At 69.0% G+C, this 18357-nt stretch carries 16 protein-coding genes and 1 tRNA gene; 2 read left to right on the top strand and 15 right to left on the bottom strand.

Annotated features, from left to right (window positions below; all coding sequences use genetic code 11):
- The 7 genes from H180DRAFT_RS28330 to H180DRAFT_RS28300 form a co-directional block, all read right to left on the bottom strand.
- On the bottom strand, positions 1 to 1246 hold a 1246-nt coding region (locus H180DRAFT_RS28330; RefSeq protein ID WP_254666227.1), incomplete at its 3' end, for a Rho termination factor N-terminal domain-containing protein.
- A gap of 433 nt (positions 1247 to 1679) precedes the next feature.
- The gene (gene thrB / locus H180DRAFT_RS28325) at positions 1680 to 2627 is read right to left on the bottom strand and encodes a homoserine kinase (protein WP_055489015.1); all 948 of its coding nucleotides are present in this window, start codon (positions 2625 to 2627) and stop codon (positions 1680 to 1682) included.
- Positions 2628 to 3029: 402 nt separating this feature from the next.
- Positions 3030 to 4109, bottom strand: a complete 1080-nt coding sequence (thrC, locus tag H180DRAFT_RS28320; RefSeq protein ID WP_055489014.1) for a threonine synthase — start codon at positions 4107 to 4109, stop codon at positions 3030 to 3032.
- A gap of 40 nt (positions 4110 to 4149) precedes the next feature.
- A complete protein-coding gene (locus H180DRAFT_RS28315; RefSeq protein ID WP_055489018.1) occupies positions 4150 to 5439 on the bottom strand; it encodes a homoserine dehydrogenase in 1290 nt (429 codons plus the stop codon).
- Positions 5440 to 5535: 96 nt separating this feature from the next.
- The gene (gene lysA, locus H180DRAFT_RS28310; protein ID WP_055489013.1) at positions 5536 to 6981 is read right to left on the bottom strand and encodes a diaminopimelate decarboxylase; all 1446 of its coding nucleotides are present in this window, start codon (positions 6979 to 6981) and stop codon (positions 5536 to 5538) included.
- A 182-nt stretch (positions 6982 to 7163) separates the two neighbouring features.
- Entirely contained in the window at positions 7164 to 8051 is an 888-nt protein-coding gene (locus H180DRAFT_RS28305) for a DALR anticodon-binding domain-containing protein (RefSeq protein WP_055489012.1), read from the bottom strand.
- Positions 8052 to 8445: 394 nt separating this feature from the next.
- Complete coding sequence (locus H180DRAFT_RS28300; RefSeq protein ID WP_055489011.1) at positions 8446 to 8880, bottom strand: response regulator; 435 nt, start codon at positions 8878 to 8880, stop codon at positions 8446 to 8448.
- Positions 8881 to 9073: 193 nt separating this feature from the next.
- Between H180DRAFT_RS28300 and H180DRAFT_RS28295 the strand changes: the two genes are divergently transcribed.
- Positions 9074 to 9145: transfer RNA gene (locus H180DRAFT_RS28295), tRNA-Arg, on the top strand.
- A gap of 291 nt (positions 9146 to 9436) precedes the next feature.
- Here H180DRAFT_RS28295 and H180DRAFT_RS28290 read toward each other — a convergent pair.
- From H180DRAFT_RS28290 to H180DRAFT_RS28255, 8 genes are all read right to left on the bottom strand, one after another.
- The gene (locus tag H180DRAFT_RS28290; protein ID WP_254666226.1) at positions 9437 to 10609 is read right to left on the bottom strand and encodes a tyrosine-type recombinase/integrase; all 1173 of its coding nucleotides are present in this window, start codon (positions 10607 to 10609) and stop codon (positions 9437 to 9439) included.
- Positions 10610 to 10943: 334 nt separating this feature from the next.
- Positions 10944 to 11954, bottom strand: coding sequence for an ABC transporter substrate-binding protein (locus H180DRAFT_RS28285; protein ID WP_055489010.1), 1011 nt, complete (start codon positions 11952 to 11954; stop codon positions 10944 to 10946).
- Positions 11933 to 12751 carry an ABC transporter ATP-binding protein gene (locus H180DRAFT_RS28280; RefSeq protein WP_055489009.1) on the bottom strand — a complete coding sequence of 273 codons (819 nt, stop codon included), beginning with the start codon at positions 12749 to 12751 and terminating at the stop codon, positions 11933 to 11935. The genes H180DRAFT_RS28285 and H180DRAFT_RS28280 overlap by 22 nt, the downstream gene beginning before the upstream one ends.
- Positions 12751 to 13890 carry a FecCD family ABC transporter permease gene (locus H180DRAFT_RS28275; RefSeq protein WP_079100477.1) on the bottom strand — a complete coding sequence of 380 codons (1140 nt, stop codon included), beginning with the start codon at positions 13888 to 13890 and terminating at the stop codon, positions 12751 to 12753. Before H180DRAFT_RS28275 ends, H180DRAFT_RS28280 begins: the two co-directional genes overlap by 1 nt.
- Before the next feature lie 52 nt (positions 13891 to 13942).
- Entirely contained in the window at positions 13943 to 15256 is a 1314-nt protein-coding gene (locus tag H180DRAFT_RS28270) for an MFS transporter (RefSeq protein ID WP_254666225.1), read from the bottom strand.
- Positions 15253 to 16098, bottom strand: coding sequence for a Rossmann-like domain-containing protein (locus H180DRAFT_RS28265; RefSeq protein ID WP_055489007.1), 846 nt, complete (start codon positions 16096 to 16098; stop codon positions 15253 to 15255). Before H180DRAFT_RS28265 ends, H180DRAFT_RS28270 begins: the two co-directional genes overlap by 4 nt.
- 98 nt (positions 16099 to 16196) lie before the next feature.
- A complete protein-coding gene (locus H180DRAFT_RS28260; RefSeq protein ID WP_055489006.1) occupies positions 16197 to 17204 on the bottom strand; it encodes a pyridoxal-phosphate dependent enzyme in 1008 nt (335 codons plus the stop codon).
- Positions 17205 to 17216: 12 nt separating this feature from the next.
- Entirely contained in the window at positions 17217 to 17999 is a 783-nt protein-coding gene (locus H180DRAFT_RS28255) for a class I SAM-dependent methyltransferase (RefSeq protein WP_199779314.1), read from the bottom strand.
- A 205-nt stretch (positions 18000 to 18204) separates the two neighbouring features.
- Here H180DRAFT_RS28255 and H180DRAFT_RS28250 point away from each other — a divergent pair.
- On the top strand, positions 18205 to 18357 hold a 153-nt coding region (locus H180DRAFT_RS28250; protein WP_139151427.1), incomplete at its 3' end, for an IS110 family transposase.

The following is an 18357-nucleotide window of genomic DNA, read 5'->3' as shown; positions in this document are numbered from 1 at the left end:
CGATCGGCGAGACCAGATCGATGATCCGCGAGGTGAGCTGGTTCGGCTCCGTCTCCAGCCGCAGCCGCTCCTGCGGATACAACGGCGTCAGCTTGTTGAACTCCGCCCGCGACCTGCCGCCCTCCGGCGAAGTGCCGTTGACCGAATCCAGCCGCACCAGAGCATTGAACTTCTCCCGCCGCTCCCCCTCACGCGGCTGCCGCACCGCACCCGTGACGTGATCACCCTTGCGCAGCCCGTTCTTACGCACCTGCGCCAGCGACACATACACATCATTCGGCCCCGGCAGATACCCCGACGTCCGCACGAACGCATAGTTGTCGAGAATGTCCAGGATCCCGGCCACCGGAATCAGCACATCATCCTCAGCGATCTGCGGCTCGGCATCCTCACGCCCACCACGACGCCCACGACGATCCCGATACCGACCCCGACGACCACGACGGCCTCCGTCGAAGTCGTCGTCGTCACGGCGGCCGCCGCCACCCTGGCCCTGGCCCTGGTTCTGGCCACCGCCCTGGTTCTGGTTCTGACCGCCGCCGTCGCCCTTGCCGCGGCCTCGCTGCCGGTCGCGCTTGGAGGGCCGGTCCTGCTGCTGACGGCCACCGCCGTCGCCGCGGCCGTCGTTGCGGTCGCCGCGGCCGCCGCCGTCGCCCTTGCTGTGCTGGCCACCGTCGCCGCGGCCGTCCGTCTTCCCCTCGGCGGTGTCCGCGGAGGCCTCCGCCTTGCCGCCGCCCTCGCGGCGGCCCCGGCGGTCACCCGCGGGCTTCTCCTCGTTGGCGGGCTGCCCGGGAATGTCGATCTGGCCGGAGTCCTGCTGGCCCTCCGCACCGCTCTCTCCCGTGCGCGCACGGGAGGTGGGACGGCGCTTGGGCCTGCCGGCGGACTGGTCCTCGCCCTCCCCGGCGTCCTTGTCCCCGCCGCGGGCGGCCGGCGCGTCGGCGCCGGAACCTCCGCCCGCCTGCCGCTCCTTGATGGTCTCGATCAGCTGGCTCTTGCGCATGCGCCCGGTGCCCTTGATGCCGAGACCGGAGGCAACTTGCTGAAGCTCCGCGAGCACCATGCCCTCGAGTCCGGTGCCGGAGCGGCGGCGCTTCGGCGCAGCACCGGAAGCAGGCGCGGCGGAAGCGTCCGTGGCAGGCGCGTCGCCCTTCTCCGCAGGGGCCCTCCCGGAGGAGGTGCCACCCGAGCCTTCGGACTCAGGGGGAGCGGCGTTCACGCCCATCAGATCGGTGGTGTCGCTCACAAAGGGTCCTTCCCTGGAGCGGACGTCGGCCTGTCAGGCTCGGCGACCGGTCGTGCTGTCCGGCGAGGTTCCTGTGCGCGCGGACCTGGCCGAAACGGTGGTTCCCGCCTGAATGTGTGGCGGGGAGATCAATTCATGGTTCGACGTACAAGGTGAATGTGCGTCCTGCACGTCGACTCCGGAGCGTGCTCGGGACTGCACCGCAGAGCGAAGCAGCGTGGGAGGCTCCTGGAGGAAGAGGCGATCCTGGGCATGTGCCCTGGGGGACCGCTCAAGTACTGCATTCTACGGATCAGCACAGAGTTTCACGTGTGGATCACGAGACTGCGAGCACTGACTTGAGGTTAACACTACCGGGCCCAACAAACATTCCCCCTCTCCTGGATCGTCGGCCGCTCCAAGGCCTTCCTCCTGCTCCGCCGGGCGTACACCGTCACTGAGACGGTCCGCGGTCGCCGCCGTCCGCCTTCAGCGGCAGGACGCTCGCTCCCGCGGAGTCGAGGCTCAGCCTGTTCGCCGTCCACTGCTCGCCCGCGAGCTGTGCCACCTTGTCGGCGGCTCCGTGGCCCTCGGGCAGTGCGAGCACCGTGGGGCCCGCACCCGAGACAACAGCTGGGACGCCGTCCGCCCGCAGCCGGTTCATCAGTTCCACGCTCTCCGTCATCGCCGGTGCGCGGTACTCCTGGTGCAGCCGGTCCTCCGTCGCCGGCAACAGCAGATCGGGACGCCTGGTCAGCGCCTCCACGAGCAGCGCGGCACGCCCGGTGTTGAACGCCGCGTCCACGTGCGGGACATGACGGGGCAACAGCCCGCGCGCCGTCTCCGTCAGCACCGGATTCGCCGGTACGAAGACCACCGGCACGACGGACTCCGCGGGCTCCATCCGGATCGCGCGTGCGGCGCCGGCGTCCATCCAGGCAAGCGTGAAGCCGCCCAGCAGGCAGGCCGCAACGTTGTCGGGGTGGCCCTCGATCTCGGTGGCCAGCTCCAGCATCGCCGCGTCGTGGAGCTTGGCCTCCCCGCCCGTGGTGACCGCGCGCGCGGCGACGATGCCCGCGCAGATGGCCGCGGAGGACGAGCCGAGGCCCCGCCCGTGCGGGATGCGGTTGGCGCAGACCACCTCCAGGCCTCGCGGCTGGCCGCCGAGCAGGTCGAACGCGGTGCGCAGGGAGCGTACGAGCAGATGGTCCTCGTCGCGCGGCAGCGTCTCCGCGCCCTCCCCCGCGATGTCGACGTGCAGCCCGGAGTCGGCGACACGGACGACGACGTCGTCGTAGAGGCCCAGCGCGAGGCCCAGGGCGTCGTAGCCGGGGCCGAGGTTGGCGCTGGTGGCGGGAACGCGCACGCGGACAGCTGCGGCGCGGAACGCGGGGCCGGCCATCTCCCGATGACTCTCCTTGGATTGTTGACGCGATTTCCCATGGACCGCGGCGCTGACGCCGGACTGGTCACGGACCCTGTGCCTCCAGGGCCCGGCGGACCGTGCGGGGCCTCCCAGACGGGACGCGGGAAGGCCCCCGGAGTACGTAGGGGGGAGGGATGAACGCAAGCCTATCGAAGGAAGGTTCAGTGGCGACACAGGGCGCACAGGAGGCGCACGATGCGTGTCGCAAGCTGCTGCGCGCTCCCTTGCCGCTGGTCTCCGCACCGGAAACCGCTTCCGCTCCCCCGTCCCTCCGTCCCGCCCTGCTTCCGTCCCGCCCCCCGTCCTGCTTCGGCGAACTCACGCACCGGCGGCGCCGGTGTCAGGGGATGACTTCCCGTCGCCGGCGCGGACGAACCGTCAGGCCAGGCCCAGGCGTTCCGCCGCCGCGTCCGCGTCGATCGGCACCGTCACGGGCCGGGGTGCGCCCGCAACCGCCCAGTCGGGGTCCTTGAGGCCGTTGCCGGTGACCGTGCACACCACGCGCTGCCCCGGTTCCAGCTTGCCCTGCTCGGCGGCCTGGAGCAGTCCGGCGACGGACGCGGAGGAGGCCGGCTCGACGAAGACGCCCTCACGCGAGGACAACAGCTTGTAGGCGCGAAGGATCTGACGGTCCGTCACGGAATCGATGAAGCCGCCCGACTCGTCCCGTGCCCGCTCCGCGAACTCCCAGGACGCCGGGTTGCCGATCCGGATCGCGGTGGCGATCGTGCTCGGGTCCTTCACCGGCTCGCCGCGCACGATAGGAGCCGCGCCGGATGCCTGGAAGCCCCACATGCGCGGTGCGCGCGTCGCGGGACCGTCCGCGAGGTATTCGCCGTAACCCCGCCAGTACGCGGTGATGTTGCCCGCGTTGCCCACGGGCAGGACGTGGATGTCGGGGGCGTCGCCGAGCATGTCGACGATCTCGAACGCGGCGGTCTTCTGCCCCTCGATGCGGTAGGGATTGACCGAATTGACGAGCGCCACCGGGTACTTCTCCGACAGGCCGCGGGCGAGAGTGAGACAGTCGTCGAAATTCCCGTCCACCTGAAGGATCTTGGCGCCGTGCACCAGCGCCTGGCCCATCTTGCCCAGAGCGATCTTCCCCTGCGGGACGAGGACGGCGCAGACCATCCCCGCACGCACGGCATACGCGGCAGCCGACGCCGAAGTGTTCCCCGTGGAGGCGCAGATGACCGCCTGCGCCCCCTCCTCCTTGGCCCGCGTGATCGCCATCGTCATGCCGCGGTCCTTGAAGGAACCGGTCGGGTTGGCGCCCTCGACCTTCAAGTGGACGTCGCAGCCCGTGAGTTCGGAGAGGAGTTGCGCCGGCACGAGCGGCGTGCCGCCCTCGCGGAGGGTGACGGGAGCGGTCTCCGGGCCGACGGGCAGCCGGTCGCGGTACTCCTCGATGATGCCGCGCCACTGGCGCGAGGTGGCGGGTGCTGCGGTTTCCATGGTGGTCACTGTCCTCGATTCCCCTGTGCACGGGTCCCGTTCATTCGCCCTCGACCCGCATGATGCTGGCGACGCCGCGCACGGTGTCGAGGCCGCGCAGGGCCTCGACGGTCGAGCTCAGCGCCGCGTCGGGCGCGCTGTGGGTGACGACGACGAGCCAGGCGTCGCCGTCCTTGCCCTGTTGGCGCACGGTGTCGATCGAGACACCGTGCTCCGCGAACGTGGTGGCGACCTGGGCGAGGACGCCGGGCTTGTCGGCCACGTCGAGGCTGATGTGGTAGCGCGTGACGACCTCGCCCATCGGTGAGACCGGAAGCTGCGCGTAGGCCGATTCGCCCGGCCCCTTCGCCCCGTTGAGCTTGTTGCGGCAGGCGGCCACCAGGTCGCCCAGCACGGCGGAGGCCGTGGGCGCGCCGCCCGCGCCGGGACCGTAGAACATCAGCTGACCCGCCGCCTCCGACTCGACGAAGACGGCGTTGTACGCCTCCCGCACGTTGGCCAGCGGATGGCTCAGCGGGATCATCGCCGGATGCACGCGAGCCGTGACGGACCGGCCGTCGGCGGCCCGTTCGCAGATGGCCAGCAGCTTGACCGTGCAGCCCATGCGTTTCGCGGAGGCGATGTCGGCCGCGGAGATCTCTGTGAGGCCCTCGCGGTGGACGTCGTCCAGTCGGACCCGGGTGTGGAAGGCGATTCCGGCGAGGATGGCGGCCTTGGCGGCCGCGTCGAAGCCCTCGACGTCGGCGGTCGGGTCGGCCTCGGCGTAGCCCAGCGCGGTCGCCTCGTCCAGGGCCTCCCCGTATCCGGCGCCGGAGGAGTCCATCCGGTCGAGGATGAAGTTCGTGGTGCCGTTGACGATGCCGAGCACACGGTTGACCTTGTCGCCGGCCATTGACTCCCTAAGGGGCCTGACCAGCGGGATCGCGGCCGCCACCGCCGCCTCGTAGTAGAGGTCGTTGCCGTGTTTCTCCGCCGCCTCGTGCAGCGTGGGGCCGTCCTCGGCGAGCAGCGCCTTGTTGGCGGTCACGACGCTCGCACCGTGCTCGAACGCGGATGTGATGAGCTTGCGCGCCGGTTCGATTCCGCCGATGACCTCGATGACGACGTCGATGTCCTCACGGCGGGCCAGCGCCGCCGCGTCGGTGGTCACCAGCGCGGGGTCGACGCCCTCACGCACGCGGTCGGGGCGGCGGACCGCGACACCGGCGAGCTCCACCGGGGCGCCGATACGGGCGGCGAGGTCGTCCGCGTGCGCCGTCATGATGCGTGCCACCTCTGAGCCGACGACTCCACAGCCCAGCAGCGCCACCTTCAGCGGACGCGTACGCATCATCCGACCTCGCCTCTCGTCATTTCCGGTGCTGCCAGTCTCACGCACAGGTACGGAGATTCCACGCTCGTTCCAAAATGTGGGACGAATGTCTCGCTAGCCGACATCGAGACGCAGGAGATCCTCCTCCGTCTCCCGCCGGACGATCACCCGTGCCTCCCCGTCCCGCACGGCGACCACCGGCGGCCGCAACGCGTGGTTGTAGTTGCTCGCCATGGACCTGCAGTACGCGCCCGTCGCCGGGACGGCCAGCAGATCGCCCGGCGCGAGATCGTCCGGCAGGAACGCGTCCCGCACGACGATGTCGCCGCTCTCGCAGTGCTTGCCGACGACCCTGGAGAGCATCGGCGAGGCCTCCGAGGAGCGCGAGACGAGCGAGACGGTGTACTCGGCGTCGTACAGCGCCGTGCGGACGTTGTCCGACATGCCGCCGTCCACGCTCACGTACGTACGAAGACCCGGGAGCTCCTTGACCGTTCCCGTCTCGTAGACGGTGCAGGCCGAGGGCCCGATGACCGCCCGTCCCGGCTCGACGGACAGGCGCGGCACCGAAAGCCCCGCGCCGCGGCACTCGCGCTCGACGATCTTGCGGAGCGAGACGGCGATCTCGTGCGGCTCGCTTGGGTCGTCCTCGGGCGTGTAGGCGATGCCGAGGCCGCCGCCGAGGTCGATCTCGGGCAGCTCCACACCGTGCTCGTCGCGGATGTCGGTGAGCAGGCCGACGACGCGGTGCGCGGCCACCTCGAATCCCGACGTGTCGAAGATCTGCGAGCCGATGTGGGAGTGGATGCCGACGAGTTCCAGGCTGTCCAGCTTCAGCACGCGCCGCACGGCCTCGGCGGCCGGACCTCCCGGAGCCTCCGGGTGGCCGCGGTCCCCGGACGAGCGGGACGAGGTGTCCCCGGCGAGGGCGAGCCCGAACTTCTGGTCCTCGTGCGCCGTCGCGATGAACTCGTGGGTGTGCGCCTCGACGCCGACCGTGACGCGGATCTGGACGGGCTGGCGCCGTCCCAGCCTGTCGGCGATGTGCGCGACGCGGGCGATCTCCTGGAAGGAGTCCAGCACGATCCGCCCGACGCCGGCCCCGACCGCCTGCTCGATCTCGGCGCTCGACTTGTTGTTGCCGTGCAGGGCGATCCGCTCGGGCGGCATTCCGGCAGCCAGCGCGATGGAGAGTTCGCCGCCGGAGCACACGTCGAGGTTGAGGCCCTCCTCCGTCAGCCAGCGCACGACGGCGCGGGAGAGGAAGGCCTTGCCCGCGTAGAAGACGTCGGCGTCATCACCGAAGGCGTCGCGCCAGGCGCGGCAGCGGGCCCGGAAGTCCGCCTCGTCGAGCACGTAGAGCGGAGTGCCGAACTCCTCGGCCAGGTCCTTCACATCGAGACCGCCGACGGACACGGAACCGGTGGAGGTACGGGTGGCGGTCTGCGGCCAGACCCGGGGATCGAGCACATTGAGGTCGGTCGGGGGCGCGACGTAGTGCCCGCCCTCCGGCAGCACATCGGCGTGCCGGGGGCCTGCGGGGTGCGCGGAGCGGCTCATTCGGGTGCCTCGCTCTCACCGGTGCGGCAGACGGCCGTGACGGTGACGGCCGCACCGGCGCTCGCGCGCACGGCCGTGCTCACGTTCTGGTTGGTGTTCACGCTGATCGGGAGTCCTTTGCGGTGTTCGAAGTCCGGGGTGTCCGGAGGGCGTGGTTCGTGGTGCGCAACGTCGCTCCGGGATCACAGATGCGCGGGTGCGCTCACGCCGAGCTGGGTCAGGCCGCCTGCGAGCACCGTCCCGGTGGCTTCGACGAGGGCCAGCCGGGCTCGGTGGACGGCCCCGGGTTTCTCGTCGCCGCGGGGCAGCGGCGGGTGCTGGTCGTGGAAGTCGAAGAAGGCCTCGCCGACGGCCACGAGATGGCGGGCGTGCCGCGCGGGGGCGGACTGCTCGCTGACGCGCCGGTGGTCCGCGAGCAGCGCCAGCAGCGCGCCGCCGCTGGGCCCGTACGCGGGGCCGGCCTCCCCCGCTGCCTCCGGATCGGCACGGAAGCCCAGTTCACCCGCGTTGCGCGACAGCGCACGGGCCCGCGCGTGTGCGTACTGCACGCGGAAGAGAGCGCTCGCCTGCGCCGTACGCACGGCCAGCACGGCAGGGGCGTCGCCGGTGACGGCGCTCCAGCGCGCGATGTCGGCCGCGGGGTCGTCCTGGACGGAGGTGACGGGGCCGGTGCCGTTGCCGGGCCGGCTGCGGGATTCGCTGCCGTGCTCCGGGCCGCCGGCCAGGGCGACGGACGGACGCGACAGCTCCGCCACGAGCCCCGCCCGTGCACCCGCGTCGAGCGTGACGTTGAGGAACCCGCCTCCGGCGATCTCCACCGCGTCGACGCCGTCCTCCCGGAGCAACCGGGGCTGCACCACGCGTGCCACGTCGTGGGGCGTCATGGCCGCCGGACCCGCGAGCGCGAAGGCCACGTTCAGCGCGTAGTCCCCGGACCCCCGCCGGGGCGGCGACTCGACCGTCACCCGCTGTGGCAGCCCGGTGCTTCCCCGTACCGCGCCCAGTTCACCGTCGGCCGCGGCACGATGTACCGCGTGCAGCACGGTGCGGGAGAGCTGGGCGGGTGTCACAGGCCAAGCGTATGGGAGAGGGGGTGGGTCGGCGCGAACGGGATTCCCCTGACGGCAGGCGCGGTGCGGCATCGGGGGGCGCGTACGGTACCGCCCGTCACCGCTGATGACAGCGCGGCACTCGTGCGCGCCTGCGCGCGGGACCGGGGGCAGGCGCCTGCGCGCGGGCCCTCGGGCGGAGCCGGTGGAGGTCGTGCACCGGGCGGCGTGCCTTGCCCGCTGCACCGGACTCGAACACCGTCTTGCTTACGCGCGTGGCGTGCTTGCGTGCGTGGCGCGCGTCGCGTGCATGCGCGCATGGCGTGCGTTACGTCCTTGGGGGCCCGTACGTGTCCGGGTCAGCACATGCTTGGAGCACTCAGGTGCGGGACGGGTTGCCGTTGTACGGGACGGCTCAGCGGCGAGCCGTCCATCCGGCCGGCTCCTGCTCGTCCGGATCACCCCGCCGGGCTTCGCCGCCCTCCGGGCGTCGCGTCAACTGCCGCACCATCCGCACGAGTTCCGACGGCTCGAAGGGCTTCGCCAGCAGGGCGTCGACCGGGGGCTCGCGGCCGTCCTCACCGTCGAGCGGCGTGCAGCCGCTGACGATCGCGACCGGGATGTGGCGCGTACGGGGATCGGAACGCAGCCGCTCGGCGGTGCGCAGACCGTCGAGACGGGGCATCGCCACGTCGAGCGTGACGAGATCCGGCCTCACACCGTGCACAACGTCCAGACACTCGACGCCGTCGGCAGCCGTCACCACCTCGAAGCCTTCCAGCTCGAGATTGACCCTGATCAACTGCCGGATGACCTTGTCATCGTCCACGACAAGGACCCGGCCGGACATACCTGGCACACGACAAAGCCTAGGCACACCACTGCTCCGGCGTCCGGGTTTTGCCCTTTCCCACCCTTGCGGGGCCCGGCGCCGGCGCCGCGTCCAAGCCCGCTGCCACCGCTCCCCGGTGCCCCGAAACCGATTCCGGGGCACCATGACCAAGCTGGTACTGTTCTTCCTGTCGCCGCTCACAGCGCGACGAGCCCCCGTAGCTCAGGGGATAGAGCAACGGCCTCCGGAGCCGTGTGCGCAGGTTCGAATCCTGCCGGGGGTACTTCCGATCAAGGCCCTGACCAGCAGAAATCCTGGTCAGGATTTATTGTGTTCATGCCAAAAGGCAAACGGTTCTTTGACCGTTTGCCTTTTGGCGGCGCCCGCAAGTCGCGGCCCGATGGCGATGTTTGCTTGTGGCATCAGTGCAGCTCAGAGCGCTCGATGGTCCCAGCGCAAAGTAGCCACCCTGCAGCGACCGCGATGATTCCTCTTCAGCCGCACGAAAAGCCATCAGTGGCTTTGGCCAGCGCATCTTCGTTGATTCTGCGGAAAAGGCGCACGGTTTGGCGGGTCACTGCTCAGGCGAAGCCGTAGCTGTTTCGTCGTCCGGAGAAGGCGGATCGTAGGCGCGTAGGAGGTGCTCTATGCGCTGGTTGGTGATGGATTGCCGGTCGTAGAGACACTTCGCGTAGCGGGTGAGGAGGACGTCGACGCTGTTGCCGGCGCGCTGAGCCACCTCAGCCGGGTCTGCTCCTGAACACAGCCAGGTGGACAGTGCCGAGTGCCGCAGATCGTAAGGCTTGGTGGCGAGCGGGGACGCCACAAGTAGCGGCGGCAGGGCGAGCGTGCGGGCTTCGCTCCAGACCCTGTAGTACGAGGTGGAGCCGATGATGTCCCCGCGCTCGGTGAAGAACAGGCGGCCGTCGTCTGCGACCCCGAAGGTGTTGATGCTCTCGCGCCACAGGGCGACGAGGTGCGGTGGAAGGGGCACGACCCTGGTCTCGCCTGCCGGGCGGTTCTTCAGCCCACGTTCGTCGTGGCGGCGCCCGTTGTCGGTCCACTTCTTGCCCACCTGCGGCAGGGCCCGGTTGACGACCAGCCTGCCCCAACCGCTGGTGGGCAGCACGCAGTCGGTCACTACTACCCCGGCTGCCTCTTCCGGACGCAGTCCGGCGTAGTACATGCCGGCGAAGAAGCCGACGAGTCGTCGGCCACGCGCCCGGTGATAAGTGCCGACGTAGGAGACGGCAGTGATCAAATTTCGCGCCTGCTGAGGGTTGACGACCACACGGGGATCGACCGTGGTCACCTGACGCGAGACTCCACCCCGGATGTTGTCGAGCGGATGGCTGCCCAACTCGCCCTGTTCGACGGCGTAGTACAAGGCGCTCACGAGCACCTTCCGTTTGCGCCGCCATGTTTCCCGGGCTGCGGCCGTGCCGTCGCGCTTGCGGCGGAGTGCATCGAGCACGCCGCGGGCCACCGCCGGATCGTGCAGGTCGATCAACGGCCGGGACGCCTTCGCCACCCAGTCCAATACCAACCGTGCCTGTGCGGGGACTTCGCGTTCCTGGGGCCCCGGCACGACGAATGCCCAGCCCTGCAGCGAACGGTGCAGGAGCGACTCCTCGGGGCGACCCGGCAGGTCAAGCAACATCGCCCTCGTGATGGCCGCCAGCGCCTCGCTGTTCTCCCGCCGGGTGTGCGCTGCCCGCCCCAACCAGTGCGCCTGTGCATAGTTCACGGCGAACGCGTACCAACTCAGCTGCGACGGCCCGCGCGAACCGTATGCACCGGCCCGGCCGGGAGCCAGCCCCGCACGCAAGGCCCGCACCAGCTCCGCCCCGAACTCCCCCGCCAATTCCGCAGCAAGGCCGGCCCGCTCCGAATGCCCGCTTCTGCGTATCTGGCCGTGACATCGGCCCGCCCCCTCACCGAAACCTTGCCTGCTGCTCCAACCCCCACGTCTGTCCATGTCGGCCTCCTCGCGGATCACGTTCCGCCTGTCAGCCTCCTCCGACGCACCCCGCACAGAGCTATGCATACCGAATTTCTTCACGCAATAGCTGCTGCGTCCTTCAGCGTTCCAGTTTCCGCAGGTACTTGCCGAACTTTTCCAGGCCGTCGATGTTGCGGGGGCCGCTGATGCCTTCGTTGTAGTCGAGGATGAAGAAGTTGTTCTTCTTCACTGCGGGCAAATTCTTGGTCTGCGGTGACTTCTTGAGGAAATCGATCTTCTTCTTGGCGGGCTTGTCCCCGTAGTCGAGGATCATGACGACCTCGGGCTCGGACTTGGTGACGCTCTCCCAGTTCACCTGTGTCCAGCGCTGGTCGAGGTTCGAGAAGACGTTCTTCCCGCCGGCCTTCTTGATGATGTCGTTGGGCGGGACCTGGTTCCCCGCGGTGAAGGGCTGGTCCGTGCCGGAGTCGTAGAGGAAGACCGGTACCGGGCTGCCCTTGGGTGCCTTTTCCTCCACCGCTTTCTCACGCTGCTTGAGGTCGTCGACGATCTTCGTCGCCTTTTCCTCCACCTCGAATATCTTCCCGAGCCGCTCCAGGTCGGTGTAGAGGGCTTCGAAAGGCTTCTTCTTCTCCGGGTGCTTCGGGTAGTTGTAGCAGCTCTCGGTGTGCATGAAGCTCTGGATCTTGAGCTTGTCCAGGATCTCGGGTGTGATGCCGCGCTGGTCGCTGAAGCCGGAGTTCCAGCCGGCCACCACGAAGTCGGCCTTTGCATCGACCACGACTTCCTTGTTGAGGAGATCGTCGCTGAGCTTCTTCACCTTGGCGTATTCGGACGCCCACGGCGACTCCTTCACGGGAGGGTTCGCCGGTGGCATCACATAGCCATGAACGTGGTCGGTCAGTCCGAGGCTGAAGAGCTTGTCGGCGCTGCCGCCCTCGTAGGCGACCGTGCGCTTGGGGACGGTGTATTGGACCGGCTCTCCGCACCTCTTGACGGTGGCCTTCTCGGACTTCTTCCCGTCGGTCTCGACATCTGCACCGCATGCCGTGAGCAGGAGCGCGGCAACCATGGTCGATCCCATGACGGCGCGTCGCCGTGCGGAGTTCAGTGGCCGGGTGGAGTGCATGACGTGTCACTTCCGTTCGGTGATGCAGGGGTGAGGGTGAGGGAATACAGCAGTTGCGGATCACCCGTCAGCGGGTGGCTGACGACGGTGGTGCGGACGCCGAAGACGTCGTGAACCAATTCCGGCGTCAGGACCTTTTCCGGGGTTCCGGAGGCGACCAGGCGTCCTTCGGAGAGCACGCCGAGCTGGTCGCAGGCCGCTGCGGCGAGGTTGAGGTCGTGCAGGACGACCAAGGTGGTCAGGCCGGTGCTGCGCAGCAGCGACAGCAGCTCGACCTGGTGCCGTACGTCGAGGTGGTTTGTCGGCTCGTCGAGGACGAGGATCCTGGGCTCCTGAACGAGCGCGCGGGCCACGAGGACGCGTTGACGCTCGCCTCCCGAGAGCGTCAGTACGCCCCGCCGGGCGAGGTGGGAGATGTCGAGCTGCTTCATGGCCCGCTCGCACAGCTCCCGCTCCCTGGCACTGAGCACGTGGTTGCCCCGGATGTGGGGCGTACGGCCCAGAGCGACGACTTCCTCAACGGTGAAGTCCAGTTCGACCTCTCCGTCCTGGGCGAGGGCGGCGACGAGTTGGGCGCTTCGCCGCATGCTCAGACGGGAGAGTTCCTCCTCACCGATCCGCACCGCACCGGAACTCGGCCGCAGGGCACGGTAGATGCACCTCAGCGCGGTGGACTTGCCGCTCCCGTTGGGTCCGACGAGGCCGACGCACCGCCCGTTCGGCACGTTCAGGGAGAGATCGCGCAGAAGGTTCTTGCCGTCAGTCACGACCGACAGCCCGTCAAGGGTCAGGTCCATCAGCGGCCTCCGAACATGTAGGCCTTGCGGCGCATCAGCGTGACGAAGACCGGCACGCCCACCAGTGCGGTGATGACGCCGAGGGGCAACTCGCGCGGGGCGACGAGCGTCCGGGCGACGAGGTCCACCCACACCATGAACACCGCTCCGACCAGCGGGCTGACGGCGAGGACGCGCGCGTGCGTGGACCCGACGACCATGCGCACCAAGTGGGGCATGACCAACCCGACGAAGCTGATGGCACCGCTCACGGCGACCATGGCACCGGTCACGAGCGAGACGAGAACCAGAAGTCCCTTGCGGTGCCGGTCCGGGTCGACGCCCAGGCTCGCCGCCGTCTCGTCGCCGAGCGCCATCACGTCCAGGGCGCGGCTGTAGCGCCGCAGCACGACCAGGCCGAGCAGCACCGCCGCGGCCACGGCAGGCAGCGCTGCCCACGTCGCGGCGCCGAAGCTTCCCATCGTCCAGTACAGAACCGTGCTAGTCGCCTCGCTGTTGGGGACCAGATAGATGATCACGCTCATCACGGCCTGGAAACCGAGCGCCATGGCAACGCCGGTCAGGATGAGGCGCAGCGGGGACATCCCGGCCCGACTTACGGCAGCCGCATACACCAGGGCGGATGCCGCCAACGCCCCCAGGAAGGCCCCGGCGGACATGGCGTAGACCCCCAGCCCAGCGAGCCCTCCTGTGACGGTGACGCCGACGGCGCCGACGGACGCTCCGGACGAGACGCCCAGCACGTACGGATCGGCCAGCGCGTTGCGCACCATCGCCTGGACGGCGACCCCGATGGTGCTCAACCCGGCGCCGACGAGTGCGGCCAAGAGCACGCGTGGGGTGCGGATCTCCCAGACGATCTGATACGTCGTCGCCTCGCTCGCACCGATCTTCCCGCCGCTCAGGGCCGCCCACAGGTACCGGGCCGTGTCGCCGGGAGTGATCACCGCGGTTCCGAGGCCGATGGCGACGACGACCGACACCAGCAGCAGAGCGAGGAGGACGACGCAGGTCGTCGTCAACCTCAAGCGTGAGGCAGAGGGCTCGGAACCACGGGCGCCGGGAGCCTGGCCCGCCTTCCCCTCCGGGATGCGGGAATCGCTGCTCACCGTCGGCGCCGATGATGCTGACGGGCGCATGCGCACTCCTTTCCGGAACGGATGGTGGACGACGTGTTCGTCGTGAGGCCGGTCACGGGGTCGTGGACGTGTCGGACGAATCGGGGTTCTCCGTGCCGTCCTGGCCGGTGAGTTCGTCGCCGGAGAGACGCGAGACCAGGAAGGCCGCCCCCAGTGCCACCGCTGTGAGCGCTCCGAAGACCAGAGCGATTCCGGGATAGCCGGCGAGGCCGAGCCCGGCGCCGCCCAGGGAAGCGCCGACGAAGACGCCGAGGCTCATGCCCGCAGCGTTGATGCTCAAAGCGGATCCGCGCAGCGCCCCGCAGCGCCGCACCAGCAGGCTCACCGCACACGCGGCGACGACCGCGTGACTGGCTGCGTGGAGCGAAGTGAGGACAAGAGCCAGCGGAAGCCAGTGCGTGAAGTAGAACCCGACGACGGAGGCCATGGCGGCGACAAGGCCGAGGATCAGCAGGTGCTCGGTACGCACCCGCGGCTGCGCGGAGTTCGTCAGCCGTCCCGTGAGGAGATTGCTCACGAAGAACGACGCGCCGCTGAGCGTCCAGACGAACGAGAAGAGTCCGGGGTCGAGTTGGAAGCGGCTGTCGTAGTACGCGGCCAGATAAGCCAGGTACCCCATGAACACTGCGGTGCGGAGAAGGGATATCAGCAGCAGCGGCACGGCACCGCGCACCGCGGCGAGGGCCTTGAAGGAGGCGAAGTAGCTCAACTTCTCGCCGCCGTCGGCCGCTTCTTCCTCCACAACGGAACGCCCGCGCCGTGAGACCAGGATGGCGGCGAGCAGCAGCGAGACGGCTGTGACCGCGAGAAGGTCTCCCTCCCACCCCCAGAACAGCGCGGGCAGCGCGATCACGGGCGCCGCCAGCATCGCCGTCATGGACTGGGTGGCCGTGACCAGCGTCGCCGCCCTGCTCGCCGCCTTCCCAGAACCGAACCTGTCGGCCGCCGCCGCCGTCAGAGCCGGATTCAGTACGGCTGTCCCAGCCCCGACGAGCAGGCAGAACGCCACGAGAAGGACGTATTCGCCGCTCGCTCCGAGAGCGGCCGAGACCGCCAGCACTCCGAGCCCGCCGGCAGCGGCCCACTCCTTGGGGACCCGGTCGATCAGCGGCGCCAGTGCCGTACCGACCAAGAGGGCCGCGAGGCCCCCGAGTCCGCGGAGTCCGCCCATCGCCGCGACACTGCTTCCGGACTCGCCGGCGATCGGTACCAGATACGTACTGAAGATGGTGAACGGCAGCAGCCCGACCGCCGAGGCCAGCAGTATCGGCCACAGCGTGCGCGTCATATTCAGGTCGCCCGGAAGCTGCTCACCGGTGTCCTGGTCGTCGCGCTTCATCTGTGAAGTCCCGGCGCCGTTGCTCACGATGCCTCCTCGAGTCCCGCCGCGGAGCCCTCGGCCCGGTAGCGGTACAGGACGGTCGCGTCCGCGCTGAACTGCGAGAACGGGAAAGCCTCGGCCGACAGGGCGGTGACGCCGCTGGACAGGAACGCGCGGGCGACGGCGCTGCCGGTCTGTGCGTAGACCACGAGCGGTACGTCGTTCTGCCTGCAGTGCTCGAGAATCAGGTCGAACGTGCCGTTGCCGAGGGTCATTCCGGTGGCCACCACGGCGTCGGCCTGCTCCAAGACCTCGGTCATGTCGTCCGAGACCGGCTCACCCCACTGTGTTGTGCGCAGGTTCAGGTCACAGGGCAGGCAGACACCGCCCCGGTCACGTATCGCTTCGATCAGTGGATTCACCACACCGATCAGAGCCACCTTGGCGCCCGGCTCAAGGTCGAGGAGTCCCGCGATGGCGGCGTCCCGCGCCCTCGCCCGTATCTCCGGCGTTCCCGTGGGCAGCGTGACCTGCTCGGCGTCACCGGCCTCCCGGTGCGGACGGACCCGCGAGAGATAGGCGTCCAGTGCGGCGATGCGGACGGAAGCGGACTCGCTGCGCAGGAGCGTCTCCAGAGTGAATCCGGAGGCGTTCTCGCAGAAGTCGGGGCTCACCTCGCCGGCTTCGAAGGAGCAGGCTCCGAAGCTCTCGCCCACGCGCAGCAGGAGATAGTGGTTGTGGTAGGTGACGTCGCCGCCCGCCAGCCGCGTGGTGTGGTAGAGCCAGAAGGCGCTGGTGACGGTCACGTCCTTCGGATCCGGGCCGTAAGCCCCCTTCAGTATTCCCTCGGTGAGTTCCGCGACGGTGTGCGGCTTCGGGTAGGGCATTCTCAGTTCTCTCGTCGAATGGTGGATGTGGTGCCGGCTGCTCTGCGAGCAGAAGGCAGCACGTTCGGGCAAGCAGGGTTCTTTGCCGGGCGGTGGCGTCACCCGCCGTGCGCCGAGCGGGATATGTCACGCCAGGAAGCCGCCGACCAGGGGGGTTTCAGTTCGTCGAGGGAGGCGATCTCGTGCGGCCTCAGCGTCTCGATGTCCTTGGCACCTCGGTGCTGGGCGTAGGCGTCCTCGACGTAGCGGTGGCCCGTGTCGGCCGCGATGAAGACGTACGTGCGTGAGCCGTCCCCGCGCCGTTCCCAATGGGTGGTCAGGTACGCGGCTCCGGCCGAGAGCCCGGCGAATATGCCGGTGCTGCGCAGCAGTTCGACGGACCCCGACAGGGCGCATTCGAAGTTGACCCAGTGGATCCTGTCGTACAGGTCGTGCCGGACGTTCTTGAACTCGATGGCGCTGCCTATGCCGGCGATGATCATGTCCGGGTCCGGCACGTGTTCCGAACCGAACGTCACGCTGCCGAAGGGCTGCATGCCGACGACGGACACGTCGCGGCCGGATTCCCGCAGGTACGTGGCGATGCCCCCCGTCGAGGCACCCGATCCGACACCGCCGACCAAGGTGACCGGCCCCGCGGGGATTTCCCGGTCCATGACGTCGGCGACCTCGCGGTAGCCGTAGTAGTGGATCTCGTCGTGGTACTGCCGCATCCAGTGGTACGACGGGTTCTCCTCGAGGATTTCCGCGATCCGGCGAACCCGCAGTTCCTGGTCCAGTCGCAGGTTCTTCGACGGCTCGACCTGTTCCAGGGTGGCGCCGAGTATCTCCAGTTGCACGCGGAGTGTCCGGTCGACTGTCGTGGAGCCCACGATGTGGCACTTGAGCCCGTAGCGGTGGCATGCGAGCGCAAGTGCCTGCGCGTATATGCCGCTGGAGCTGTCGATGAGCGTGTCGCCCGGCTTCACGGCCCCCGAACCGAGCAGATGGCGAACCGCTCCCAAGGCCGAGTAGATCTTCATCGTCTCGAAACGCAGGCAGATCAGATCCGGCTCGAGACGGATCAGGTCGGGCTGCTTGATCGCTTCCGCGATATGTGAGTGCATCCCCGGCGCCCGTCAGACCGCTGCACTCGGGCGCAACTTGAACAGGAAGGTCTGCACGTCGTCCGTGTCCCACGTCTGATGGTGGATCACCTCAGGGAAGAACCCGGATTCGATCGCGTAGGCGACGATGTTCCGCAGCTCGGAGGTGTTGGAGACGATGAAGTAGATCTCACCGTCCTTCGCCAGCAGGTTGCGCTGCACGACCTGGTCGAAGAACCGCCGCACAATGCCTATGCCCACGCACACGTTCCGCACGACGGCCGGGTCCTCGCTCACCGTCTCCCGCACGGCGGGCGGGTTGAAGGTGATCACGTCGAACCGTGCTCCGTCGGGCACGCTCTCGAACAGGTCGGAAACCCGGGGGTGGAAGAGGGTTCCGGGCCGGTCGCCCACGATCCGCTCGTAGGCATCCGTCATCGCCCGCACGCTCTCGGGGTCGATATCCATCGCGTGGATCTCCTTCGCCCCGCGGAGCCCGGCGACGACCGCCTCGACACCGAGGCCGACGCCCATGGCCCCGTAGCACCTCCCGCCGACGGGGATGGTCCCGTCCAGGATCCGGTCGTGGATCATCCGGCTCGTCTCCCCCGGCGTGAAGACGCCGGGGGGCATGTCGAACGTCCAGTCCCGGTAGGCGTACGTGCGCCACGTGTGCAGGTCCGCCTTGGGGGTGTTGAGGGCGATGATCTCGTCCGCCGGAAGCGTGTGCGGAAGGGTTCCGTGGAGGTCCCACGCCCCGGCCACTGCCGGGTCGTCGGCGGAGGGTGCTGTCCTCGTACGGTTCTGCTCGCCCATGGCTCCTCCGTAAGTTGTTGGCGGCCCAGGAGGGCCGGGTGTGGCTTATGGCTTCTTGCCTTCAGTGGCTTCGCAGGAGTGGCCGCCCGGTCCTCCCGGGCGCCCTGGCTGCTGATTGAGATGTGTGTTTCGGTCGCTGATTACGGAGATGACAGCGGGGTGTTCCTCGGGCCAACGGTGTGCTGTTGGAACTGAGGAGGGGCGAGTGAACGGGCGACGGGCCCAGGTCTGGGCCGGCATCGATGCAGGCAAAGGGCATCACTGGGCGGCGGTAGTCGACGAGACCGGTGCGACGCTGTGGTCGAAGAAGATCGACAACGACGAGTCGGCGGTCCTGACCGCGCTCGGCGAAATCCTC

Source organism: Streptomyces sp. WMMB 322, from assembly GCF_900090145.1.
Taxonomy (GTDB): domain Bacteria; phylum Actinomycetota; class Actinomycetes; order Streptomycetales; family Streptomycetaceae; genus Streptomyces.
The sequence above is the reverse complement of the archived record's forward strand: the minus strand, read 5'-3'. Positions and strand labels throughout refer to the sequence as shown.

Excerpts from the sequence above, each read along its gene's own strand:
- H180DRAFT_RS28280 (WP_055489009.1), bottom strand. The coding sequence starts at position 12,751 with ATGGACCTGACCCTTGACGGGCTGTCGGTCGTGACTGACGGCAAGAAC.
- H180DRAFT_RS28285 (WP_055489010.1), bottom strand. The coding sequence starts at position 11,954 with ATGCACTCCACCCGGCCACTGAACTCCGCACGGCGACGCGCCGTCATG.
- lysA (WP_055489013.1), bottom strand. The coding sequence starts at position 6,981 with ATGAGCCGCTCCGCGCACCCCGCAGGCCCCCGGCACGCCGATGTGCTG.
- thrC (WP_055489014.1), bottom strand. The coding sequence starts at position 4,109 with ATGGAAACCGCAGCACCCGCCACCTCGCGCCAGTGGCGCGGCATCATC.
- H180DRAFT_RS28265 (WP_055489007.1), bottom strand. The coding sequence starts at position 16,098 with ATGCCCTACCCGAAGCCGCACACCGTCGCGGAACTCACCGAGGGAATA.
- H180DRAFT_RS28300 (WP_055489011.1), bottom strand. The coding sequence starts at position 8,880 with ATGTCCGGCCGGGTCCTTGTCGTGGACGATGACAAGGTCATCCGGCAG.
- H180DRAFT_RS28315 (WP_055489018.1), bottom strand. The coding sequence starts at position 5,439 with ATGCGTACGCGTCCGCTGAAGGTGGCGCTGCTGGGCTGTGGAGTCGTC.
- H180DRAFT_RS28255 (WP_199779314.1), bottom strand. The coding sequence starts at position 17,999 with ATGGGCGAGCAGAACCGTACGAGGACAGCACCCTCCGCCGACGACCCG.
- thrB (WP_055489015.1), bottom strand. The coding sequence starts at position 2,627 with ATGGCCGGCCCCGCGTTCCGCGCCGCAGCTGTCCGCGTGCGCGTTCCC.
- H180DRAFT_RS28260 (WP_055489006.1), bottom strand. The coding sequence starts at position 17,204 with ATGCACTCACATATCGCGGAAGCGATCAAGCAGCCCGACCTGATCCGT.
- H180DRAFT_RS28275 (WP_079100477.1), bottom strand. The coding sequence starts at position 13,890 with ATGCGCCCGTCAGCATCATCGGCGCCGACGGTGAGCAGCGATTCCCGC.